The sequence below is a fragment of the Sutcliffiella deserti genome, assembly GCF_020037475.1.
Lineage (GTDB): Bacteria > Bacillota > Bacilli > Bacillales > Bacillaceae_I > Sutcliffiella_A > Sutcliffiella_A deserti.
In genome coordinates, this window is record NZ_JAIQDB010000001.1 from 602,880 (window position 1) to 623,557 (window position 20,678).

General features: G+C 38.4%; 15 protein-coding genes. 4 read left to right on the forward strand and 11 right to left on the reverse strand.

Features of this window, described 5'->3' with window-relative positions; genetic code table 11:
• Nucleotides 1-27 precede the first annotated feature (27 nt).
• Entirely contained in the window at nt 28-1,284 is a 1,257-nt protein-coding gene (locus K9B36_RS02920) for a DUF346 domain-containing protein (protein WP_223700502.1), read from the reverse strand.
• A gap of 197 nt (nt 1,285-1,481) precedes the next feature.
• On the opposite strand from K9B36_RS02920, the gene K9B36_RS02925 reads away from it, so the two are divergent.
• Nucleotides 1,482-2,033, forward strand: a complete 552-nt coding sequence (locus K9B36_RS02925; protein ID WP_223700503.1) for a PadR family transcriptional regulator — start codon at nt 1,482-1,484, stop codon at nt 2,031-2,033.
• A 578-nt stretch (nt 2,034-2,611) separates the two neighbouring features.
• On the opposite strand, the gene K9B36_RS02930 is transcribed toward K9B36_RS02925, so the two are convergent.
• Complete coding sequence (locus tag K9B36_RS02930; protein WP_223700504.1) at nt 2,612-3,907, reverse strand: NCS2 family permease; 1,296 nt, start codon at nt 3,905-3,907, stop codon at nt 2,612-2,614.
• A 422-nt stretch (nt 3,908-4,329) separates the two neighbouring features.
• Here K9B36_RS02930 and K9B36_RS02935 point away from each other — a divergent pair, with 422 nt between their 5' ends.
• Nucleotides 4,330-4,566, forward strand: a complete 237-nt coding sequence (locus tag K9B36_RS02935) for an IDEAL domain-containing protein (protein WP_223700505.1) — start codon at nt 4,330-4,332, stop codon at nt 4,564-4,566.
• A 184-nt stretch (nt 4,567-4,750) separates the two neighbouring features.
• Here K9B36_RS02935 and K9B36_RS02940 read toward each other — a convergent pair whose 3' ends face one another.
• On the reverse strand, nt 4,751-4,960 hold the full coding sequence (locus tag K9B36_RS02940; RefSeq protein WP_223700506.1) for a hypothetical protein: 210 nt from the start codon (nt 4,958-4,960) through the stop codon (nt 4,751-4,753).
• 276 nt (nt 4,961-5,236) lie between these two features.
• The gene (locus tag K9B36_RS02945) at nt 5,237-5,689 is read right to left on the reverse strand and encodes a DMT family transporter (protein ID WP_263399249.1); all 453 of its coding nucleotides are present in this window, start codon (nt 5,687-5,689) and stop codon (nt 5,237-5,239) included.
• Nucleotides 5,690-5,821: 132 nt separating this feature from the next.
• On the opposite strand from K9B36_RS02945, the gene K9B36_RS02950 reads away from it, so the two are divergent.
• Nucleotides 5,822-6,982: an aminotransferase A gene (locus K9B36_RS02950; protein WP_223700507.1), complete on the forward strand. Its 1,161-nt coding sequence runs from the start codon at nt 5,822-5,824 to the stop codon at nt 6,980-6,982.
• Nucleotides 6,983-7,945: 963 nt separating this feature from the next.
• Here K9B36_RS02950 and K9B36_RS02955 read toward each other — a convergent pair.
• From K9B36_RS02955 to K9B36_RS02985, 7 genes are all read right to left on the reverse strand, one after another.
• Nucleotides 7,946-9,082: a S8 family peptidase gene (locus tag K9B36_RS02955; RefSeq protein WP_399201372.1), complete on the reverse strand. Its 1,137-nt coding sequence runs from the start codon at nt 9,080-9,082 to the stop codon at nt 7,946-7,948.
• A gap of 234 nt (nt 9,083-9,316) precedes the next feature.
• The gene (locus tag K9B36_RS02960; RefSeq protein ID WP_223700984.1) at nt 9,317-10,411 is read right to left on the reverse strand and encodes a S8 family peptidase; all 1,095 of its coding nucleotides are present in this window, start codon (nt 10,409-10,411) and stop codon (nt 9,317-9,319) included.
• Nucleotides 10,412-10,711: 300 nt separating this feature from the next.
• Nucleotides 10,712-13,165 (reverse strand): S8 family peptidase, encoded by a 2,454-nt coding sequence (locus tag K9B36_RS02965; protein ID WP_223700509.1) that lies wholly within the window; start codon nt 13,163-13,165, stop codon nt 10,712-10,714.
• A 127-nt stretch (nt 13,166-13,292) separates the two neighbouring features.
• Nucleotides 13,293-14,720 (reverse strand): S8 family serine peptidase, encoded by a 1,428-nt coding sequence (locus tag K9B36_RS02970; protein WP_223700510.1) that lies wholly within the window; start codon nt 14,718-14,720, stop codon nt 13,293-13,295.
• A 243-nt stretch (nt 14,721-14,963) separates the two neighbouring features.
• Nucleotides 14,964-16,334 carry a sodium-dependent transporter gene (locus tag K9B36_RS02975; RefSeq protein ID WP_223700511.1) on the reverse strand — a complete coding sequence of 457 codons (1,371 nt, stop codon included), beginning with the start codon at nt 16,332-16,334 and terminating at the stop codon, nt 14,964-14,966.
• 102 nt (nt 16,335-16,436) lie between these two features.
• Nucleotides 16,437-17,075, reverse strand: a complete 639-nt coding sequence (locus K9B36_RS02980; protein ID WP_223700512.1) for a response regulator — start codon at nt 17,073-17,075, stop codon at nt 16,437-16,439.
• Nucleotides 17,068-18,906, reverse strand: coding sequence for a GAF domain-containing sensor histidine kinase (locus K9B36_RS02985; protein ID WP_223700513.1), 1,839 nt, complete (start codon nt 18,904-18,906; stop codon nt 17,068-17,070). The genes K9B36_RS02980 and K9B36_RS02985 overlap by 8 nt, the downstream gene beginning before the upstream one ends.
• Nucleotides 18,907-19,691: 785 nt before the next feature.
• On the opposite strand from K9B36_RS02985, the gene K9B36_RS02990 reads away from it, so the two are divergent.
• A complete protein-coding gene (locus K9B36_RS02990; RefSeq protein ID WP_223700514.1) occupies nt 19,692-20,573 on the forward strand; it encodes an NAD(P)-dependent oxidoreductase in 882 nt (293 codons plus the stop codon).
• The last annotated feature ends 105 nt before the right edge of the window (nt 20,574-20,678 follow it).

A 20,678-nucleotide genomic window follows, 5' to 3' on the forward strand; every position in this document is an offset into this window, starting at 1 on the left:
TAAATGACATACATGATAATATAGAATTTATCCTTTCCATAGGTGCAGCAGTTGATTGTTTTCGCCACGAGCAAACACATCGATGCGATTCCTTCCACATGATACCGCTGAAGGCTCTGAGGTTATCTGACCATGAACTTCCTCCCAATCACTCCACCGTCTACCGTTCCAATATTTATTAACTAATTGAAATTTGTCTCCTCGGGCAAATACGTATAACCTATTGGGACCAAAAGATGCTGCTGTAGGGCTAGAAGTTAATATCCCACCTAGGTTTTCCCAATCACTCCACTGTTGCCCATTCCAATATTTATGAATCAATTGTTGTCGTTCCCCTCTTGAAAAGACATCAATTCTATCAGGTCCGTACGATACTACTCCTGGAGCAGATGTTAAATTTCCATTAAGGTTAATCCACTCACTCCATTTTTGACCATTCCAATATTTTTGATACAATGCACGATCAGTCCCTCTTACAAAAACATCAAGTCTCTCAGCTCCTCTAGAGGTTACCGAGGGGGATGATGTTAGCACACCACCCATATTTTCCCACTCATTCCACTTAGAACCATCCCACCATTTATGAATAAGTTCTTGATTCTCACCACGTGCGAACACATCTATTCTGTTAGGGCCCCATGAAACAGCAGCTGGGGATGATGAAATATTACCTTCATGCGATTCCCACTCACTCCATTTAGTACCATTCCAGAATGTATGAATAAGTTCTCGGTTACTCCCGCGAGCAAAAACGTCTAATCGATTACGATCCCAAAAAGCTACACTTGGCCCGGATGATAATTGTCCCCCAAGATTCCCCCAGCCATTCCATTCTAGACTTGGAGAAAAACCTGAAGTTTCCAAAGTAATACGTATAACCTTCTTCCCTAGTCTTTCCGCTTCCGATAATGGAATTCGATACGCGGCTACTAAATTCATGATCCAAATATTTTGTTGAACAAATAGATCCCATAACTGGTTAACCTTTTGACTGAAGGATCCTGTAACTCCAGTGCTATTATTAGTCGTATATACCGCCAGTCTTTGAACAAGAAACATGGAAGTTGCCCGATTCATATTAAATTCTTCTAGCTTAGCATATATAGGTTCAAGATCTTCTTGCATCGCTCTCCAGGTCTTTTCAAACGAGGAATTAAATGAACCTTGCTGGTTTCTTGGATAGTAAGATGATGTGTAATAATAGGGTTGCTGCGCTTGCCGAAAATAATTACTAGGGTATGCAGGGTACGTTCCTTGGTGATGCGGATACATAATGTAAGACATACTATAAGCCCCCTTGAACCATTTTTTCTTCCATAAATAATATAAACCCTTCCCATACTACACTATGTTTAAATTGTATACTTTCATGACTTCCATTTGGGCTTACCTTACAAAATGAATCTTTTCTGCTTTTCCTATATAATAGTAAAAAAGAGAAAACGTTATAGAACAGATTTCTCAAGAAGGTGGATAGTAAATTGGCTACTAAACTTGTCATACTGGGATTATTAATGGAGGGGGATAAACACCCCTATGAAATACAGCAAATAATACAGGAACGTCATATGGAGCATTATATTAAACTTGCAAAGGGTTCTTTATACTACGCTGTAGATAAGCTGGTGGAGCTTGAACATATAGCCATTCGAGAGGTTATTAAAGATCAAACACGACCAGATAAGACCATATACTATATTACAGAAGAAGGAAAAGCTGCATTTCACGATCTGCTAAAAAAACAATTTAAATCAGAAACCACTTATTACCACCCTCTCTATACTGCATTAGCATTTATCCACCATGGTGAATCATCTTCAATTCTTGAGTTATTAAGTGCTCGTATTGAACACACTAAATATCAGTTGGAAATGCTTAAAAGAGTGTATAACCTTTACGGCAAAGGTGCCTCCCATGGCTCTGTTGCAATCATGGAAAATGCCCATGAACTATGCGAAGTTGAACTAAAATGGCTCAAACAGCTCTATGAAGATGCAAAAAAAGGATTATTCGCAAGGAAACTAGATAAATAAAAAGTGGTTGGGACAATAGGATTTTTTTGTGTGGAAAGAGGTTGGGACAAAACTGAAATAACTCTTACAAAAGACGAACAATTTTAGTGCCTACTCTAACAGACGCTATTGATTTCCGTGCAAGACTTCGCTTTCCGCGGGTGACCCGTGAGCCTCCTCGGCTTCGCCTGCGGGGTCTCACATTGGCCACTTCTCCCGCAGGAGTCTTCGTCTTGCACTCCAATCAACCGCTTGAGTAACCTTAAAACTAACGTATATTTGAACACATTAAAAACCCAAACTAATTTGATCTTATAACTCAAATTAGTTCGGGTTTTTCTTAAGCTAAAACACTCTTGTCTCAGCCACTTTCTATTTAAAGGCTGTTTCATATTGATTGTTGCTTTTGTGTAATTTGATACCACTCATACCACTCATTACAAACATTGCTATCGTGCTCTTTTCCTTTTAAATTAAGAAATTACTCTTTATTTTGAGTGAATCGGACAGAAAAAAATCCAATTGCCGATTTTTTTCGGGCTTATAGCAACAATCTTTAAGAAAAGCGCCTATAATATTTTCCCAGGTTCTTTTTATTTTTAATGCATCGGGAAAAAGATTATTTGAACCAGAAAGATAACCGCAAATATAAAAATTAGAGGATGTACTTCTTTCCATTTACCTGTTGCTATTTTTAAGATTGGATAGGAGATAAACCCTAATGCAATTCCTGTCGCTATACTTGATGTTAGTGGCATGGTTAAAATAATGATAAACGCCGGGAAAGCATCATCAAAGTTTCGCCAATTTATTTTTGCTAGACCTTCCATCATAAAGCACCCGACTATGATAAGAATCGGGGCTGTTATTGCTGGCAAGGAAGCTATTGCACCGATTGCTGGAGAAAAGAACATTGAAACTAAAAATAAAAAAGCCACTACAACAGAAGTTAAACCTGTTCTTCCTCCTGCAGCAACACCAGCTGATGATTCAATATAAGCACAAGAAGGACTTGTACCTAATGTTGCACCAATCGTTGTAGCAAAAGCATCCGAGAGGGTAGCTGATTTGGTTCGTGCAAGCTTCCCTTGTTTCATGAAGCCACCTTGTTCTGATACCCCAACAAGTGTTCCAGTAGAATCAAAGATTGTTACAAGGATAAAAGCAAATACTACGGTATATAAACTGTTTCCAACAACGCCCCTAACAGACTCCCCTAAATCAATGAGGGTCGGAACAGGTGGAGCCGAAAATATAGACTCAAAATGTAATAATTCAAAGAAAATCCCGCCAACTGCAGTTATAACCATTCCAAAAAATAAAGCACCAGTTACTTTTCTCGCCATTAAAACCAGAGTAATAACCAGTCCTCCAATTGCAAGTGCCGTTACCGGTTGAGTGAGATCCCCCATTGTTACTAAGGTGTCAGTATTTGGTTGCACAATTCCAGCCATTTTCAAGCCGAGAAAAGCAATAAATAACCCTATACCTGCAGTAATTCCGAATTTAAGTGGAGCAGGTATGGCTTCAATTAACCTTCTACGCAAGCTTGTTAAACTTAATAGAATGATAATTAAACCTGCTAAAAAAACTGTACCAAGAACAGCCTGGTACGTTAAACCCTGTGTCGCTACTATACTTGTAAAATATGCATTAAGCCCCATCCCTGGTGCAACAGCTATTGGGTATTTTGCAAATACGCCCATAATTAGAGTACCAATAACTGCGGCAATAATAGTAGCCATGAAAACCTGGTCAAAAGGTATTCCAGCAGCTGAAAGAATGGCTGGATTTACAATTACTATGTAGACCATTGTCAAAAAGGTAGTAACACCAGCTAACACTTCGGTTTTAAAAGTAGTTCTATGTTCCTTAAATTTAAAAAAGTTTTCCATTAGTATTTAATCCTCCAAAGACGAATGTAATTATGAAACCTTTATAATACTATTCGTTTTTACAGATTAATTCAAGTGTAAAAATCGTATAAGTTGATATTAAAAGGAATAATTACGAATTTCCCTATTCAGTTCTTCTTCCAAATACATCAGTACCTGCTTTATTTTTGTACAACTCCGTTTATATCTAACCTGTTTTTTCCTCTCTACTTTTGGGTATACATAAATTAAATCGTTAATATAAAAGATAGTTTTTGGTAAAAACACCATTATTTTTTCTGATATATCTAAATTTTCCGATAATAACACTTCACAAATTCCACAAAGTATCAGATAATAAGAAAAAGGATGAGGGATTTTTTCACTATATCTTTCAAAATAAGCCTTTTCCGAAATCAAATTGCACACAGGGGGTAGAAATTATGAATAAACATTTTGCTTTTCAACCTGAACATTCCGTATCCAATCTTCAAAGCTTAGATATGACAGACGAGGAGAAAATGGCCCAAATCATCGTCGATTCCTCTGTACTTCAATTTCACAAAAAAAGGCTTATGAGCGAAATAGATCACGCTTTGAGCACAAGAAATAAGGAAAAATTCACCAAGTTTTCTACACAATATAATGAATTAGTTGACAGATTCGCCCATCTTCATTAGAGATTAAGTTAGTATTGAGAAAATAATGGTTACACTGGACATGCATTTGCCAGTTAAGATTTCTTTAAGGCTCTCTTACGTAAAAGGAATAATGAATGCAGGAACAGCCTTTTAAAAAATGTTAAAACCGTAGACAATGAAGAGAAGCGGAAATGATACTCCGCTTCTCTCTGATTATTGGGGTTCATCCAAGTTTGTCTTGTTTTTCTCTTTCCAATTCTCTCATGCGGCAACAAGAGCATCTTTCCTTCTTCCCACTCTTCTCTTGCTTGTACAAATACGCTAGCACTCCAATAATCATAAAAGAAAAGACCCCCGATGTTGATTCTTGAAAAAACATTTCTCCGGCATAAACTTCAAACAGCCTTAACCAAATCTCAAATACAATTTCCATTACACTATCCCCTCTCAGACGGATTCCAACAGACACCAAAATCTCAGCAAAACTAAGATGAAAGGAGTAACTGTATGAAAGGCAATGGAGGCAACGATTTTTACATTTGTGTGAATATTCTGTGATTAATATTATTTTAACTTACATGTTATTTTTTTCCTATCCTACTTGTTACATATTTTTATAGGACTTCCCTCGTAAACATGTAAACAATAAGCGCTCTATGCCTTTAACTAGGTAACAAGGAGCCCCTCTAGATACCTAGTCTCGTTAAAGTTATTTTACAGGCATGGTTCCCCTATAAATAAAAAGTAGAGCGATAACCATTAAAGAGATTCCAATCAACCGCTGGCTATTCATTGGAATTTTCGCCCCTCCAAATAGTCCAAAGTGATCAATAACGGTACTGACAATCATCTGGCCAACTATAAGAGAAATAATCGTCAACGCTACACCAATTTTAGGAACGGCTATAATGACAAAAGTGACAAAGCATGCACCAAGGAACCCACCAGCTAACTGCCATTTAGGAACAGTAGGTAAATGAAGTAAATTGCCTTTTCCAAAAAAGGCAGTTAACAATAATAAAAATAAAGTACCAATAAAAAAAGAAACAAATGATGCTTCTAGACTGCCAATTCTTTTACCAAGCTGACTGTTTATTGGTGCCTGTATTCCCCCTAAGATACCACCAAAAAATGCAAGAAGAACAAACCAAATTTTAATCAATGTCACTCCCCCAGACAAATAATAACTATTATTACATATACAACACCTAACTTAAATAATCCTTTGGACAGGACAAATAAACTGGCTTATACTATTCTGTACATAGACTATCCGGAAAAAAAGGAGCCAATTATGGAACACTTAATCAATAAAAATGTCCGAGGTATAGAAATATCAGGGATTCGTAAATTTTTTAATTTAGTGGCAAAATATGAAGATGTTATTAGCTTAACAATAGGACAACCTGATTTTCCTACTCCTGCTCATGTAAAAGAAGTTGGAGTTAGAGCAATTCAAGTAAATCAAACTACTTATACACAAAACGCTGGTATTATAGAACTACGAGAAGCAGCTACCGAATTTGTATTCGAAAAATACGGCTTAACCTATCATCCGGAGTCCGAGGTTATTGTATCTGTAGGTGCAAGCCAAGGGATCGATATTACTTTTCGCACGATTTTAGAACCAGGTTCAGAGGTTATCCTACCAGGGCCCGTTTACCCTGGATATGAGCCTATTATAAAGCTTTGTGGTGCTACTCCCATACATATCGACACTTGTGAGACGAATTTCTTGCTTACAGCAGACTTATTGGAAAAACATCTAACATCAAAAACGCGGTGTATAGTCCTCCCCTACCCTTCCAACCCTACTGGAGTTTCACTTTCTAAGGAAGAGTTGCAAAAAATCGCTAATCTTTTGAATGATAAGGATATTTTTGTCCTGTCAGATGAAATATACAGTGAACTTGTTTTTAATGGTGAGCATACTTCCATTGCTAACTTACCTGGGATGAGAGACAAAACCATTGTGGTAAACGGTGTTTCTAAATCTCACTCGATGACAGGCTGGAGAATTGGTCTGGTTTTTGGACCAGAATACCTCATGAAGCAAATGTTAAAAGTGCATCAATACAATGTTTCATGTGCCACTTCCATTTCCCAGCATGCTGCACTTGAAGCATTAACACACGGAAAAGATGATGCAAATGAAATGAAAATTCAATACCAGCATAGGATGGAATATGTTTATGGTCGACTAGTAAAGATGGGATTGGACGTTGTAAAACCTAACGGAGCCTTTTACTTGTTTCCTTCTATAAAAAAATATAAGATATCCTCTTTCGAATTTGCACTTAAAATGGTTGAACAAGCAGGGGTCGCTGTGGTACCTGGTAGTGCCTTTTCTACTCTTGGAGAAGGGTATGTAAGAATTTCTTATGCTTATAATATGGAAACTTTAGAAAAAGCGATGGATCGGATGGAGAAGTATTTGAAAGATTTGTCCTATTAAAAGAGGAAGAGCGACATACAGAGTATGTCGCTTTTTTTATTACAAAATTGTTCAGAACATTAAACCGAGCTAACTTTTTCTGGTACATCATCCTGCTCTATCCTTATACTTTTATTTATCTCCCCTGCCCCTTCACCCGATAAATGGATAATAACACCTACTTTACGTCGAAGAGCTGTCCGGCAGTTCTCGATTTGCTATACGAGTGAAGTCAAAAATAATAGCTCTAGAACTTGATATCTGCAAAGTACAGAAACTTATTCTTTCTTAATGGCAGTTTTCCCATAGATTGTTGCTATTGTTTAGTTTGTGTTAGCCTGTGGAGTTTTTAGGTTAACTTTAAAGGTAGATAAATTACAGGGTTTGTTAGATACATTTGGAAATTTGTTAGAAGGGTATTGAAAGTTGTTAGATGAATTTCATAAGTTGTTAGATGAATTACAAAAATTGTTAGATGATAGACAAATATGTGTTAGATGAAACCACAAATCATATCAGATTAACTAAAAAATTTGCCCAGCTATCGAATTTTCACCCTAAATAAGCCTCTAACCTGAATATATTAGCTATAATCCTCATAATCACGAGCATTTTGACTTAAATGGGAAAAAAATAGACATCCGCCCCGATTAATCGGGGCAAACACCTATATAAAAAAACGTAATTTTCATTTTGCATCGATTGTTGCTTTTACGTAAGCGGGTCCCGCTCATTACAATCGTTGCTGTCGTGCTCTTTTTCTTTTAAATTAGGTTTTGTTAAACGCCGCTGTTGATTTCCGCAAAAGGCTACGTGTTTCACGGGGGTGCTGGAGCCTCCTCGACTAGCCTGCGTGGTCTCCAGCCTACCGCGGGCGAACACCGTAGTATACGTCTTTTGCTTCAATTATCAACTAACGAAGTTCTGTTTTCATCAATCATCTACTACTATCCTCATATTAAAAGAAGATTTCATCGCTTTACTTTATTGTAATGCAGCTTCCACATTAATAACTCCATGACCGTAATTAAAGGCAGAACCTAAATTTGTAGCTGTATCGCGCAGTTTTTGTCTTACCTCTACATTTGATAAGCCAGGATTCTTTGCAAGGATCAACGCTGCTGCACCTGCTACATGAGGGGATGCCATGGATGTCCCATTAAGGGATCCATATTGGTTTCCAGGCAATGTACTATTGATGTCTACCCCTGGAGCCATCACTTCTAATTGACTGCCAACACTAGAAAAGGAAGCACGATTGTTATTGGAATCTACTGCACCTACCGCGATGACAGAGTCATAACGTGCAGGATAGCCGATAGTATTGATTAGTCCAAAGAAGGACCCACTATTACCTGCGGCTGCCACGACAACAATTCCACTATTGTAGGCGTTATCGCTTGCTTGTTTTAGAGTCGTTGAACCCGTGCTCCCACCTAAACTCATATTGATAACATCCATATCGTTATCAATCGCCCATTCGATTCCTTGAGCAATACCGCTTAATGTTCCGCTTCCACCACCGCTTAAAACTTTCACTGCATATAAATCAACATCATAGGAAACACCTAATACACCTAAGTTATTGTTAAGAGCTGCAATTGTTCCTGCAACATGTGTACCATGCCCGTTTCCATCTGAAAGTGCATCGGGCTCCTCTGCAACAAAGCTTGCTCCTCCTACAACATTTAAGTCCTCATGACTTGCATCAATTCCTGTGTCCAACACCGCCACCTTCACCCCAGAACCTGTAACATTTTGAGCGTGAGCGGTATCCGCTTTAATGTGAGGTATTCCGTAAGGGACTGTTTGAGCGTCAATATGATACTCGATGTCTTCTTCAATATAAGACACTAAAGGATTTTTCTTTAATGCAGTTACTGCTGCTTCTGGCAAGGATACTTGAAGTACATTCATATGCTTAAATTGATGATTAACCGATCCCCCGAGAGTGGACACTATTTTGTTGGTTTGTTTAGAAGCAGGACTTTTTAGACCAATAAGGTAATCTTTGAATAAAGGTTTGTTAGTTGCATTTGCCTCTCCAGGTGAAAAAGAAAACGAGAGCACTAGTGCAATTGCTAATAAAACTGATAAAAACTTTTTCATTTTAGAATCAATCCTTTCTTTTTTTGGGGGCTGTGTTAAACGCTGCTATTGATTTCCGAAATAGGCTACTCGTTCCATGGGGCGGTGCTGGAGCCTCTGCTACGAGGTCTCCAGCCTACCTTTTTGAAAGCGGAAATTTAAACTCTATTAAGCTAATCTAACAAAGTTTAAAAAGCCGATAGGAAAGATAACCAAACACCCTACATGCCTAAAGACTGCAAGTGGGGTGTTTATATCATTCTTGGATTATTGCAAAGCCTTTTCTACATTAATGACACCACTACCGTAATAGAAGGAATCACCTAAGTATGTTGTTGTGTTTTTTAAGCGCTCACGAATTTGTACATTTGATAAGCTAGGATATTTCGCTTTAATTAATGCTGCTGCTCCTGCAACATGAGGAGATGCCATTGATGTACCATTAAAAGACGAATAGGTATTACCAGGAGTTGTACTTAAAATACTTACACCTGGAGCCATTACTTCCAGCTCTCCACCTACACTAGAGAAAGATGCTCTATTGTTATTCGAATCAACAGCACCCACTGCTATAACGGAACTGTACTTAGCAGGGTAACCAATAGTGTTTCTTTTTCCGCGTGAACCCGAATTTCCTGCAGCCGCAACTACCACAATTCCATTTGCATAAGCATTATCACAAGCCTGTTGCAGCGCTGTTGAACCTGAGCTTCCGCCTAAACTCATATTAATAACATCCATGTTATTAGCAATGGACCATTCAATTCCTTGTGCGATTCCACTTAATGTACCACTGCCAGATTCACTTAATACTTTTACTGCATAAAGGTCTGCGTTGTAAGCAACCCCTAATACACCTGTTGTATTATTTAAGGCGGCTACCGTTCCAGCCACATGTGTTCCATGCCCATTACCATCGGTTAGAGCATTAGGTTCACCCGATACAAAACTAGCTCCCCCTTTTACATTTAAATCAGAATGACTCGCATCAATTCCAGTATCCAAAATGGCTACCTTCACACCAGTTCCTGTAATATTTGAAGCATGGGCTTTGTCTGCCTTAATATGTGTTACTCCCCATGGAGTAGTTTGAGCTGTAGCTTGGTAAACAAGGTTTTCTTCAACAAAAGCGATGTTGGGATTTTTCTTTAGTGCCTCTGCAGCTTTCTCTGGTAAGGTAACGTGCAGAACTTTCATATATTGAAATTCATGTTCGACATCGCCACCAGCAGCCGTAACCAGATTCTTGGAAGATGTTGCACTAGCTTTATTGTTAAAGCCGATTAAGTATTCCTTCTTTTCATTTGCACTAGATCCATACGCACCAGCTTCGGCAGAACCGAATGCTAATGTGAAAGCCATGATTGCTACAATGATTACAGAAAAACCTTTTAACCACTTTTTCAATAAACTCCACTCCTTTTGTTTTTTTATAATTCCTAATATTAAGAATTATTAACATAAGTCTACCACTCACTTTATGAATTTTATATTGGGAAAGTTGGTTACGAATTGCGTGTTAAAAACTCAAATTATAGATGCGCTTTCCCAATAGAAAAAATTGTAATACTATAATTTAAAAGAAATTTTTTCCGAGTAATACTATAAAAGTTTCGCCTTCAAAAAAGGAAGAGGGTTTCCCACTCTTCCTCCTGTAAAATTCTAATTAAAAAATGCGTGGTAGTATCTTGTAAATGCTACGGCAAAGTCGCCTCTTGTGACCGTTTCACCAGGTCCAAATTCCGCTTCTACTTTCGGTTTCAAATCGTATTTTCCCTGTGTAACAGAAAATTTCGCATTTAAGATATTCAAATCAAGGGCAACTTGAACATAACCTTTAAGCTCCTGAGGGATGCTCGCTTGATCCTTTAATGTTATCCGCTCATCCTTGTAAGTAACTTTTACATCACCACTGTGTGCCATTGCTTCTTTTTCCAATCCTAGGCTTTGAACAAGGGAGTAAGCAAGTTCTGCTTTTGATACATCCCCTTTTGGAGAGAATTTTCCGGATGCCAATGGAAGCATCACGCCCCTAAACTGGTGTGACTGATCACGGAATGCTGCTCCTTTAGCTATTACTGCTTCAACAAAAGGGAACGCTTCTTCAGAAACATCCTCGAAACTTGCCTGGTTTGGTAGACTTTGGCGAATTTCTGCTCCCATTAATAAAGATTTCGCAAGATCTAATCTGCTCAATTTAGAATCCGGTTTAAAGCGTCCATCTTTATTACCGTCAAATAAACGCTCTTGGATACCTAGCTGGATTGCCGCTTCTGCTGGGTGGCCACTTAAATCGTTCAGACCCGAAAATCCACTAATTTTTGTAAAGGCAAGAGATCCTTTTACGCTTTCCGGGAGGGAGATTCCAATTGGATTCAATGGGTCCCCTTTTAATCCGCGAATCTCTGCCTTCCACTGTCCTGGTATCGGATTATCCACCATAACTACCCGATCTGTATAAAGGGGAAACAATAAACTTACTCCCGAGCTGTATTCTGTTCCATCGGGACCAACTAAAACAAGGTTTATTGGATTTCCTGTCAATTCAAGAAGACCTTTTCCATCAACCCTTGCTAGTAAGCTAGTCAAATCACTTTCTACTTGAAACTCATAGTAACCCTCTGTTAAAAGAGAACTGTTAATCTCAAAATCTTCTCTAGAAGTGGCTGTTTCAACGCTCGAGTTGAATGTTTGGTTCTTATTTAATGTGGAGCCATAGTTTTTATTTTGAAATGCTGCGTCCACTGCTGCATAAGCATTAACATAGCCAGCTCCTGCTTCCCACGCTTCGTATCCAGGCATATTTGTCGAAGTAGCCTGCAGTATGTTTTTCACATCGTCTGGTGACAAACTTTGATTTGCTTCAAGCATAAGTGCCACAATTCCTGCTACATGTGGAGTTGCCATGGAAGTACCACTCATTGTTGTATAGTATGGGAGGTGTGCTGTTTCAATAAGCTCCAAATCTTTTTCAGCTGAAAGTGCAGTTAATGGTGATACCACTTTCGTAGAAACAATGTCTACACCCGGTGCAGTTAAAGTCGGGCGGTCTTCCCATGTATACTCTTTTCCTTCCATTGTAAAAGTTCCACCGACACCTTTCGTTCCCCGTGAAGAAAAGTCAGCCAACGTTCCATCCTTTACACCCGCTGCAACCGAAATAACCCAAGGAGCTTTCGCATAAGGATTATGTGTATTTTCTGCAGGACCTTCATTACCAGCGGCAAATAAAACGACAATTCCTCGATCATATGCTTTTTTACTGGCAATATTAATAGGGTGGTTTGGATCAAAATCTCCACTAGAGCCCCAAGAATTTGTTATAACTCGGATATCATATTCCTGCTGATGGGTTATGGCATAATCAAAGCCACCAATTCCATCCAAAACAAAGAGTGCTCCCCCAGATCCATAGCCAATCAAGCTTGCTCCAGGAGCTGCTCCTTCGTATTTACCACTAGACATTGCACCAGTTCCTCCTACTGTTCCCGCTACATGCGTACCATGTCCCGAATTAGAATCAGTATTTGGAATGTTTTCGGTATAGGAAATCGGGACAATCCCAGTGATACTTTGCAGGTTAGTAGAGCCTAATACATTTTGAACTAAATTGCGGCCTAATTCATGGTCTTTATGTGTACCATCTACACCACTATCGTTCACTACAACCCCTACCCCTTTACCAGAAACAGGTAGACCTTCATTCAATTTTCTAAACTCATTATCGGTACGCAGTTTAGTTACACCTGTAACATCAGTAGATTCTGCATTATAGTATTCTACTTCTTCATTTAAATAAATGGATAAAACTTCAGGAGAGCTTTCTAAAGCTTCTATTTGCCTCTTTGTCGCAAGCACCCCTACTATGGGTAAAGAGTTCATGGTGACAGCTGAGGTAATACCCAATTCATTAAGAAGACCGAGCTGAACATCCGTTGGTTTTTCTTCCCCTTTAAAAGTGATGATAACTTGGGCAGTGCTAGTAGCATTCTCTAATTCAGACCAAACCTTCTCATTTACGACAGAAACAGTCGACTGTAGGGATTGGGCACCAACCACAGAAAACATCGATAGGATCAGGGACATCGCACAGAAAATAGCAAACACTTTTTTCATTTAGTAACCTCTTTCCGTTTTTTTATTTTCCTTTACATATAAGCACTATTAAACACCACCGGCTCCAATCACCGGCAAGAAACAACTGGATACAACAAATCCTTTATTCACAAAATATAATAGTTTTTTAATAACTATAAGCTAGTTTTACAGCTTCATAGGCATTAACGTAGCCTGCTCCTACTTCCCAGTCTTCGTAGCCCTTCATTTCTGTAGCTGTATTTTGTAAAATCTCTTTTACTTCCATAGAATCGAGTTGTGGATTTACTTCCAAAAGTAACGCTATAATACCGGCAACATGTGGCGCTGCCATGGAAGTACCACTAAACGTTGTATAATATGGAAGGTGTGCCGGAGATATAAATTCTAAATCCTTCTGCGTACTTAATGCTGAAAGAGGGGAGAAAACTCTTGTCGATATAATATCCACTCCCGGTGCCGTTATGGTGGGACTGTCCTGCCAGGTGAAAGTAGCACCATCTACCTCCACACTTCCTCCCTTCCCTTTCACTCCTCTGGAAGAAAAGTCTGCTAAATCTCCTTCTTTTGACCCTGCTGCTACTGTAACAACCCAAGGTGCTTTTTTATAGTTACCTGAAATGGTTGCTTCTGCTGAACCCGAGTTACCCGCTGAAAATACAGTTATAATACCGCGGTCATAAAGCTTTTTTGTTGCGATATTAATTGGATCGTTCGGATCAAAGTCTGTACCTGCATCACTTGTAGCTCCCCAGGAATTCGTGATAATGCGAATGTTATATTCTTGCTGATGTGTTAAGGCGTAATCAAAGCCACCAATAGTATCAAGCATGGCAACAACTGCTCCTGATCCGTACCCGATTAAGTTAGCACCTGGAGCTACACCTTCATACTTCCCTCCAGACATTGCACCTGTGCCACCGACTGTTCCTGCAACATGTGTTCCATGTCCTGAATCACTATCCGTGTTTGGTACATTTTCTAAGTAAGTAATAGGCAAGATTCCAGTTAATGCATTTAAGTTAGAGCTGGCAAATACGTTTTGGATTAAATTTCGCCCCAGTTTAATATCGTTATGAGTTCCATCCACTCCACTATCATTAATTACCACACCAATTCCTTTTCCACTTATCGGAAAGCCGCCATTTTTAGAACGTAGGTTTTCATCCGTCCTTACTCTGTCAACTCCTGTAATAGAGGTAGATCCTTCGTTTTCATATTGAAGTTTTTGATTATAATAAACGGAGACTACACTCTCCATCTCTAAGAGTTGCTCCACCTGTTGTTTCGTAGCTAATGCACCAACAATTGGTAAGCTCTGAAAGGTAATAGCTTTATTAATTCCGATGGCCTTTAGAAGATTGACTTCCGCTTCCTCTACACCACCATCATGGTCAAATGTGATAATAACCTCCACAGGTCCGTTTACAGCTTGAAGAACATTTTCCAAAACCTTATCCAGTAATGCAGTTTTACTAGTTGCAGCTGTTGTTTTGTAATTTTGAACCCCTAAAGATGAAAGGAGCATGCTGAAAAGAAGAACCCCCACAAATAATAATGAAACCTTTTTTCTCATAAAATTTCCCCTTTCTAAAATTTTTGAATAGTAAGTTAACTTACTATATCTTCTCATACCCTTTAAGCTCTACCAATTAGTCATACGTTATAAAAAACAGAGTATATGTACTATCCTTGTTACTACTTTGGTAGTAGAAAATGAAAAAATTTGCGAGTGACCAACCATAAAGAGATATTTATCCTCCTAGAATAGTTAAAAAAAAACACCGAAGAGAAGTTCTCTTCGGCATTCTTTTATATCCTATAGATTTCCTAACGACTGAATCCACTTGAAAATCCCTAGTGACTGAATAAACACAATTAAAATTGCGACTGGAATAAGGTATCTTATAAGATAGTACCAAACTTGGAAAACACTTTTTTTCAGAGTGGATCCTTGGAAAAATTCATCCTGTAAAATATTTTTCGGTATTCGGTAGCCAACAAAGATGGATATCATAAATGCACCTAGCGGTAAGGCGATATTGCTGACTAAAAAATCCGCCATATCAAAAATTCCCAAATCCGCAATTCTGATGTTCGATAGTACACCAAATGATAAGGCAGACGGGATACCCAGAAGGAAAATGATTAATCCGGTAATCCAAGCCGTTTTCCTTCTTTTCCCTTGATTATCCTTTACTATAACAGCCACGATGATTTCAAGGATAGAAAATGCGGAGGTGAGTGTCGCAAATAGTAAGAGAATTAAAAACATCGCTAAAAAAATCGTACCAAATGGCAATTGATCAAAGACAGCTGGAAGAATAACAAACACAAGCCCCGGTCCTTCATCCGGTTGTAATCCCAATGCAAAAACCGCAGGAAAAATTACAAGTCCCGATAAAAGGGAAATTAATATGTTTAACCCTACTACTGACCCTGCAGATTTTACTAAGTTTTCCCCTTTGGAGAGATAGGAGCTATAAGTGACCATAATGGATATTCCGACACTTAAAGAGAACAAAGCTTGTCCCAAGGCCATTAAGAAAGTGTTAGGAGTGATGAGTGAAAAGTTCGGCTGAAGAAAAAAGCGAACTCCTTCGGCAGCTCCTTCCAAAGTTATCGACCGAGCTAAAAGGATCATAAATATGATAAATAATAATGGCATTAAAATCTTACTAGCTTTTTCGATTCCACTTTGAACTCCTGCTTGGACTACATAGACAGTAATTAACAGGAAAATAAACTGTGCGAGAAGAATCTGGTAAGGACTGGAGATTGTCTGTCCAAATAGCTCGCCATATTCTTCTAAAGATAAATGGGCGAGTCCACCTATAAAGCTTTTTCCAAGGTAGGCCACAATCCATCCTCCGACAACGCTATAAAAGGACAAAAGGATAAAAGATGCCACTACACCTAAAACCCCTATGTAATGCCACTTCGAATTTTTCGCAAGAACTTTATAGGAAGTAATAGCATCCTTCTGGGTAGACCTCCCTATAATAAACTCCGCTAAGATCATTGGCGCTCCAATGAGCAAAGTAAATAAGATAAAAAGAAGCAAAAATATGCCGCCTCCGTTGGTCCCAGCCATATAAGGGAATTTCCAAATAGCTCCAAGACCGATTGCAGAACCTGCTGCTGCTAAAATAAAACCAAGTTTTGATGTCCATTGCTCATGCTGTTTCATTTTTAAATGCTCCTATTCCAAAGATTAATCTCCTATATTACTATCGATTATATATTTTGTATAGGGAATATTCTGTAAATCGCATGTTAATGAAATTCGAATCTATGGGAGAGGCACCAGCCTATTTTGAACCGCATAGATAACCACCTGCGATCGACTTTTTACGTCTAGCTTCTTAAAAATTTTACTAACATGGATTTTAACGGTTTTATCACTTATAAAGAGTCGCTGAGCTATTTCTTTATTGGATAGTCCTTCTACGAGGCAGATTAATACTTCTTTCTCCCTTTCCGTTAGGGAGGATTCTTCTTTGATTTGCGATTCTTGCTGATGATAGCTTATTAATTTTTTCGTCATAGCAGGATGGATGATTGATTCTCCTCTGAAAACCGTCCTTATTGCGTCAATCACGTGTTCTGAAGGGGAATCCTTCAGCAAATATCCATCTGCGCCTTCTTTTAAAGCAGTCATAAAATATTCATCATGCTTATACATGGTAAGAATTAGAACCTTGATGTCCGGATGTTCATTTTTAACTATTTTAGTAAGTTCAATTCCATTTTGTTCCGGCATGTTAATATCCATTACAATAACATCTGGAATAGTATTCCCTAAGAGGGCAAGCATTTCCTTCCCACCTGTTGCTTCTCCAATAACGTCCATATCATCTTCTAAAGAGACAATGGATTTTAAACCATCTCTCAGGATAGCATGGTCGTCGACAAGCATCACATTAATCATTGTTCGCTTCCCCCTCTAACCCTAATTTAGGAACAGTTAAAGTAATCTCTGTCCCTTTATTCGTTTTACTTTCAATCTGCAAGGCAGCCCCTATTTTCTCTGCGGCTTCGTTCATTTGGAGGATACCGTAATGCGGATTGTTCATTGCCTTTATCATCGCATGATAGAGCGAGAACCCCTGCCCGTTGTCTGTCATTTTCAGCACAATATGATCGGTCTGGTAACTAATTAAAATCTGTAGCTCACTTGCCTTGGCATGCTTTATGCAATTTTGTATACTTTCCTGAAATACACTGAACATGACTTTTTCAGTCATAGGACTTATCGGCCCACGTTTCCCTCTTTCTTCTAGCTGTATGTTAATTTGAAAGGATGTATCCTTTTTCAAATCTGCTATCTTCCTTTCTACAGCTAAATGAAATCCTAATTGTTCTGTTGGATATGGGCGTAAAGCATAAATAGAATCTCTTACTTCCTTCAAGCTTTCCCGAAGTTTTTTAGTACTATCAGAAATAAGTAGTTTGGCATCTGCAGGATTTGTATCAAGCTTTTTATAGGAGGTGTCGAGCTTCATAACTGCACCAGCCAAACTTTGGGCAATTCCGTCGTGAATGTCATGAGCAATTCGATTCCGTTCTTCTAAAATGATTCGCCTCTCTTGTTCACTCACAAGTTGTTTTGTTTTGAAAAAACCTGCCAGCTGGTTGGAGATGGTTGCGATTGCCCTGGTGTCTTCAATAGTGAAGCCCTTAGTTCTTGCTCTTGTTACCACAAAGCACCCAATTACTTGGTCTTCAAATAGCATGGGAGCATATACTACGGAACGGGTAGATTGTCTTAGTAAGGATAATAATGGCCCTTTACCGGTTTTTTTATCATCGTAAACACGCAATTGTTTTAAGCTTTCTAGCTCAAGTACCATCTGTTTATCAAGTATAGGAGTATTCAACTCTCCCTCAACCACAGTGATTTCCCATTGATGCTTTTCTTTCAATAAAAGGAGGCAATCTTCATATTGCATTACTTCCTTTAAGAGATTTCTGATTATCTTTACCCAATCACTTGTAGGTATAGATTTATTTAATTCAGATGAAAAATCGAATAAGGCGCGAATCCGACTTTTCTCTGTTTTAAGCCTTGCGATGATGGAGCTTAGTAAAGAAAGTCCTACAAGAGGTGAAAAAAAGAAAAAGAAAGAAAAGGAATCTATTTCTCCACGATTCTGACTTCCAAGTATATGTATCAAACATCCATAAATAAAAGCGATAATAAAACTAATCAGTTCTCCTTGTGTTTTCCCCCACCAGAACCGGAAGGGATAGTTTTCTGGCCTTAACCAGAGGACAATATCTACAATAATATTATTAATAAAGTAAAAAAGTGAAATCATTAGGATAAATCCTAACATTCCCAGAAAAAGAGGTGAAACTAAGGAATCTGATATCTTTTCCATTACAGCCAAATGGATAAGGTGAGCTAAGTAAAAACTGATCACTAATTGTGCAGGATTAAAAAACATGATCCTACTTGGCCGTTGGTGTAATATATTTACTCCTAATACAATAAAGGCATAAAGAATAATTACCTGGTCAATTCCAAAAACTACATAAATCATATAAATGATTGGAAAGGTAAGTGTAGTTTGTCCTCTTGGGACAGGCATTGGGTAGTATTCACATATTCCTAAAAAAACTACTAATAGGAACAGATTTAAAGAAAAGGAAAACCCTTCAAGTGAAAAAAATTGAGAAAAAACGACAATCCAGCCAATTACGGAGATAAACACCATATATATCTGAGATATGTGAAAATCAGTTGTTTTATGTATCATATCCATCATACCATTCCGAATAGTTTTTATTTTTGTAAGGCTCTTTTTTTACTGTCCAATTCACTCAAAATTAAGAGTGATTTTTTGTTTTAGCTCTGACCTAAAAGTAATAATCAATGCCAAAATAGCTTTCTGTAGACAAAAAGAACCCCAGCTGGCACAATGAACAGTCACTTCCCAACTGGAGTTCTTCATACCCTTAGGTGAGTACTCTTCTATCATAAACTAATGTGTCTATCAGAATCTATTAGTATAAAGATATAAAGAACTAGTACATAAGTATTATTTACTATCTAGGACCTTCGGGAATTTCACTATAATCTTCGTTCCCCTATTCTCTTCACTTTTTGCACTAACCTACCCATGATTATTTTTAATAATATTGAATGTAATCATCAACCCTAAGCTGGTTCCAGTTGATTTGTTGAAAAGAGGGCTCACCTAATGTTTCGATTATTTCTTCCGTTATACCCCGACCCTCATCTGTCTGTTATACTAATTTGCACTTCATTCTACTCCAGTTCTTCAGTTGCAATACCTTAGTTCCCTCCCCTCCTACATTGCTTCTCTATCATTTTTATTTTCTAAATATTATAACAATTATACCATAATATAAACACCTTTCTTTCTCACAACTTTGAACCTGCAGCAAACAGATTTAACAAAAACTTTCTTGCCAAAATAAGATTCACAACCCAACCACTACCCTAAGATTTGCTATAATTATAAAATATCATTAACAAATATTAAATTTTGATTAGGGGCCAGACCCCGGGAGGAATTCGATGATGAATGTAGAAGAGAAAACGGTTGCGTTTGTTGGGACTGGTGTGATGGGAAGTAGTATGGCACAGCATTTGTTGGAGAAGGGTTGGGATGTGGTGGTTTTTACTCGTTCCAAGGAAAAAGCTGCTGGTCTTTTAGGTCGGGGCGCTCGTTGGGCGAATAGTGTAGGGGAGGCAGTAAAACAAGCTGACTATGTCATTACAATGGTGGGTTATCCTAAGGATGTAGAAGAAGTTTATCTTGGGGAGAATGGCATTATTTCAAATGCTCCTGAGGGGTGCTATGTTATAGACATGACTACTTCTACGCCAACCCTTGCAAAACAGATTTATCTTAAAGCAAAAGAAAAAAATATACATAGTCTAGATGCTCCTGTTTCTGGTGGAGATATTGGAGCGAAAGAGGCAAAATTAACGATAATGGTTGGTGCAGAGAAGAATGATTTTGAGTCCTGCCTCCCAGTCTTTCAAGCATTGGGGACAAACGTCATTCACCAAGGTGATGCAGGAGCAGGACAGCATACGAAGATGTGTAATCAAATTGCGATTGCGACTAACATGATTGGGGTATGCGAAGCACTTGCATATGCAGATGCAGCAGGTTTAGATCCTGAACAGGTGCTAAAGAGCATTTCGAGTGGTGCAGCAGGAAGTTGGTCTCTTAGTAACCTTGCACCTCGTATAATAGCAGATAACTTTGAACCTGGTTTTTATGTAAAGCATTTTATCAAGGACATGAGCATCGCACTTGATGAGGCTGAGCGTATGTCATTGAACGTTCCCGGATTGGCACTTGCAAAGGAAATGTACGTGAAACTAGCTGAAGGCGGCGAAGAGAATAGTGGAACACAGGCGTTGTATAAACTGTGGAAAGAGAATTAAAGCTTGCTAGTAACAAAAGCGCAAGGCGCCCGCTTAGAGAAGTATAAACTGGACTGAGCCCAGAGAATAAGGAAACACGAAGAGCGCTAACGATTCGATGTTGAG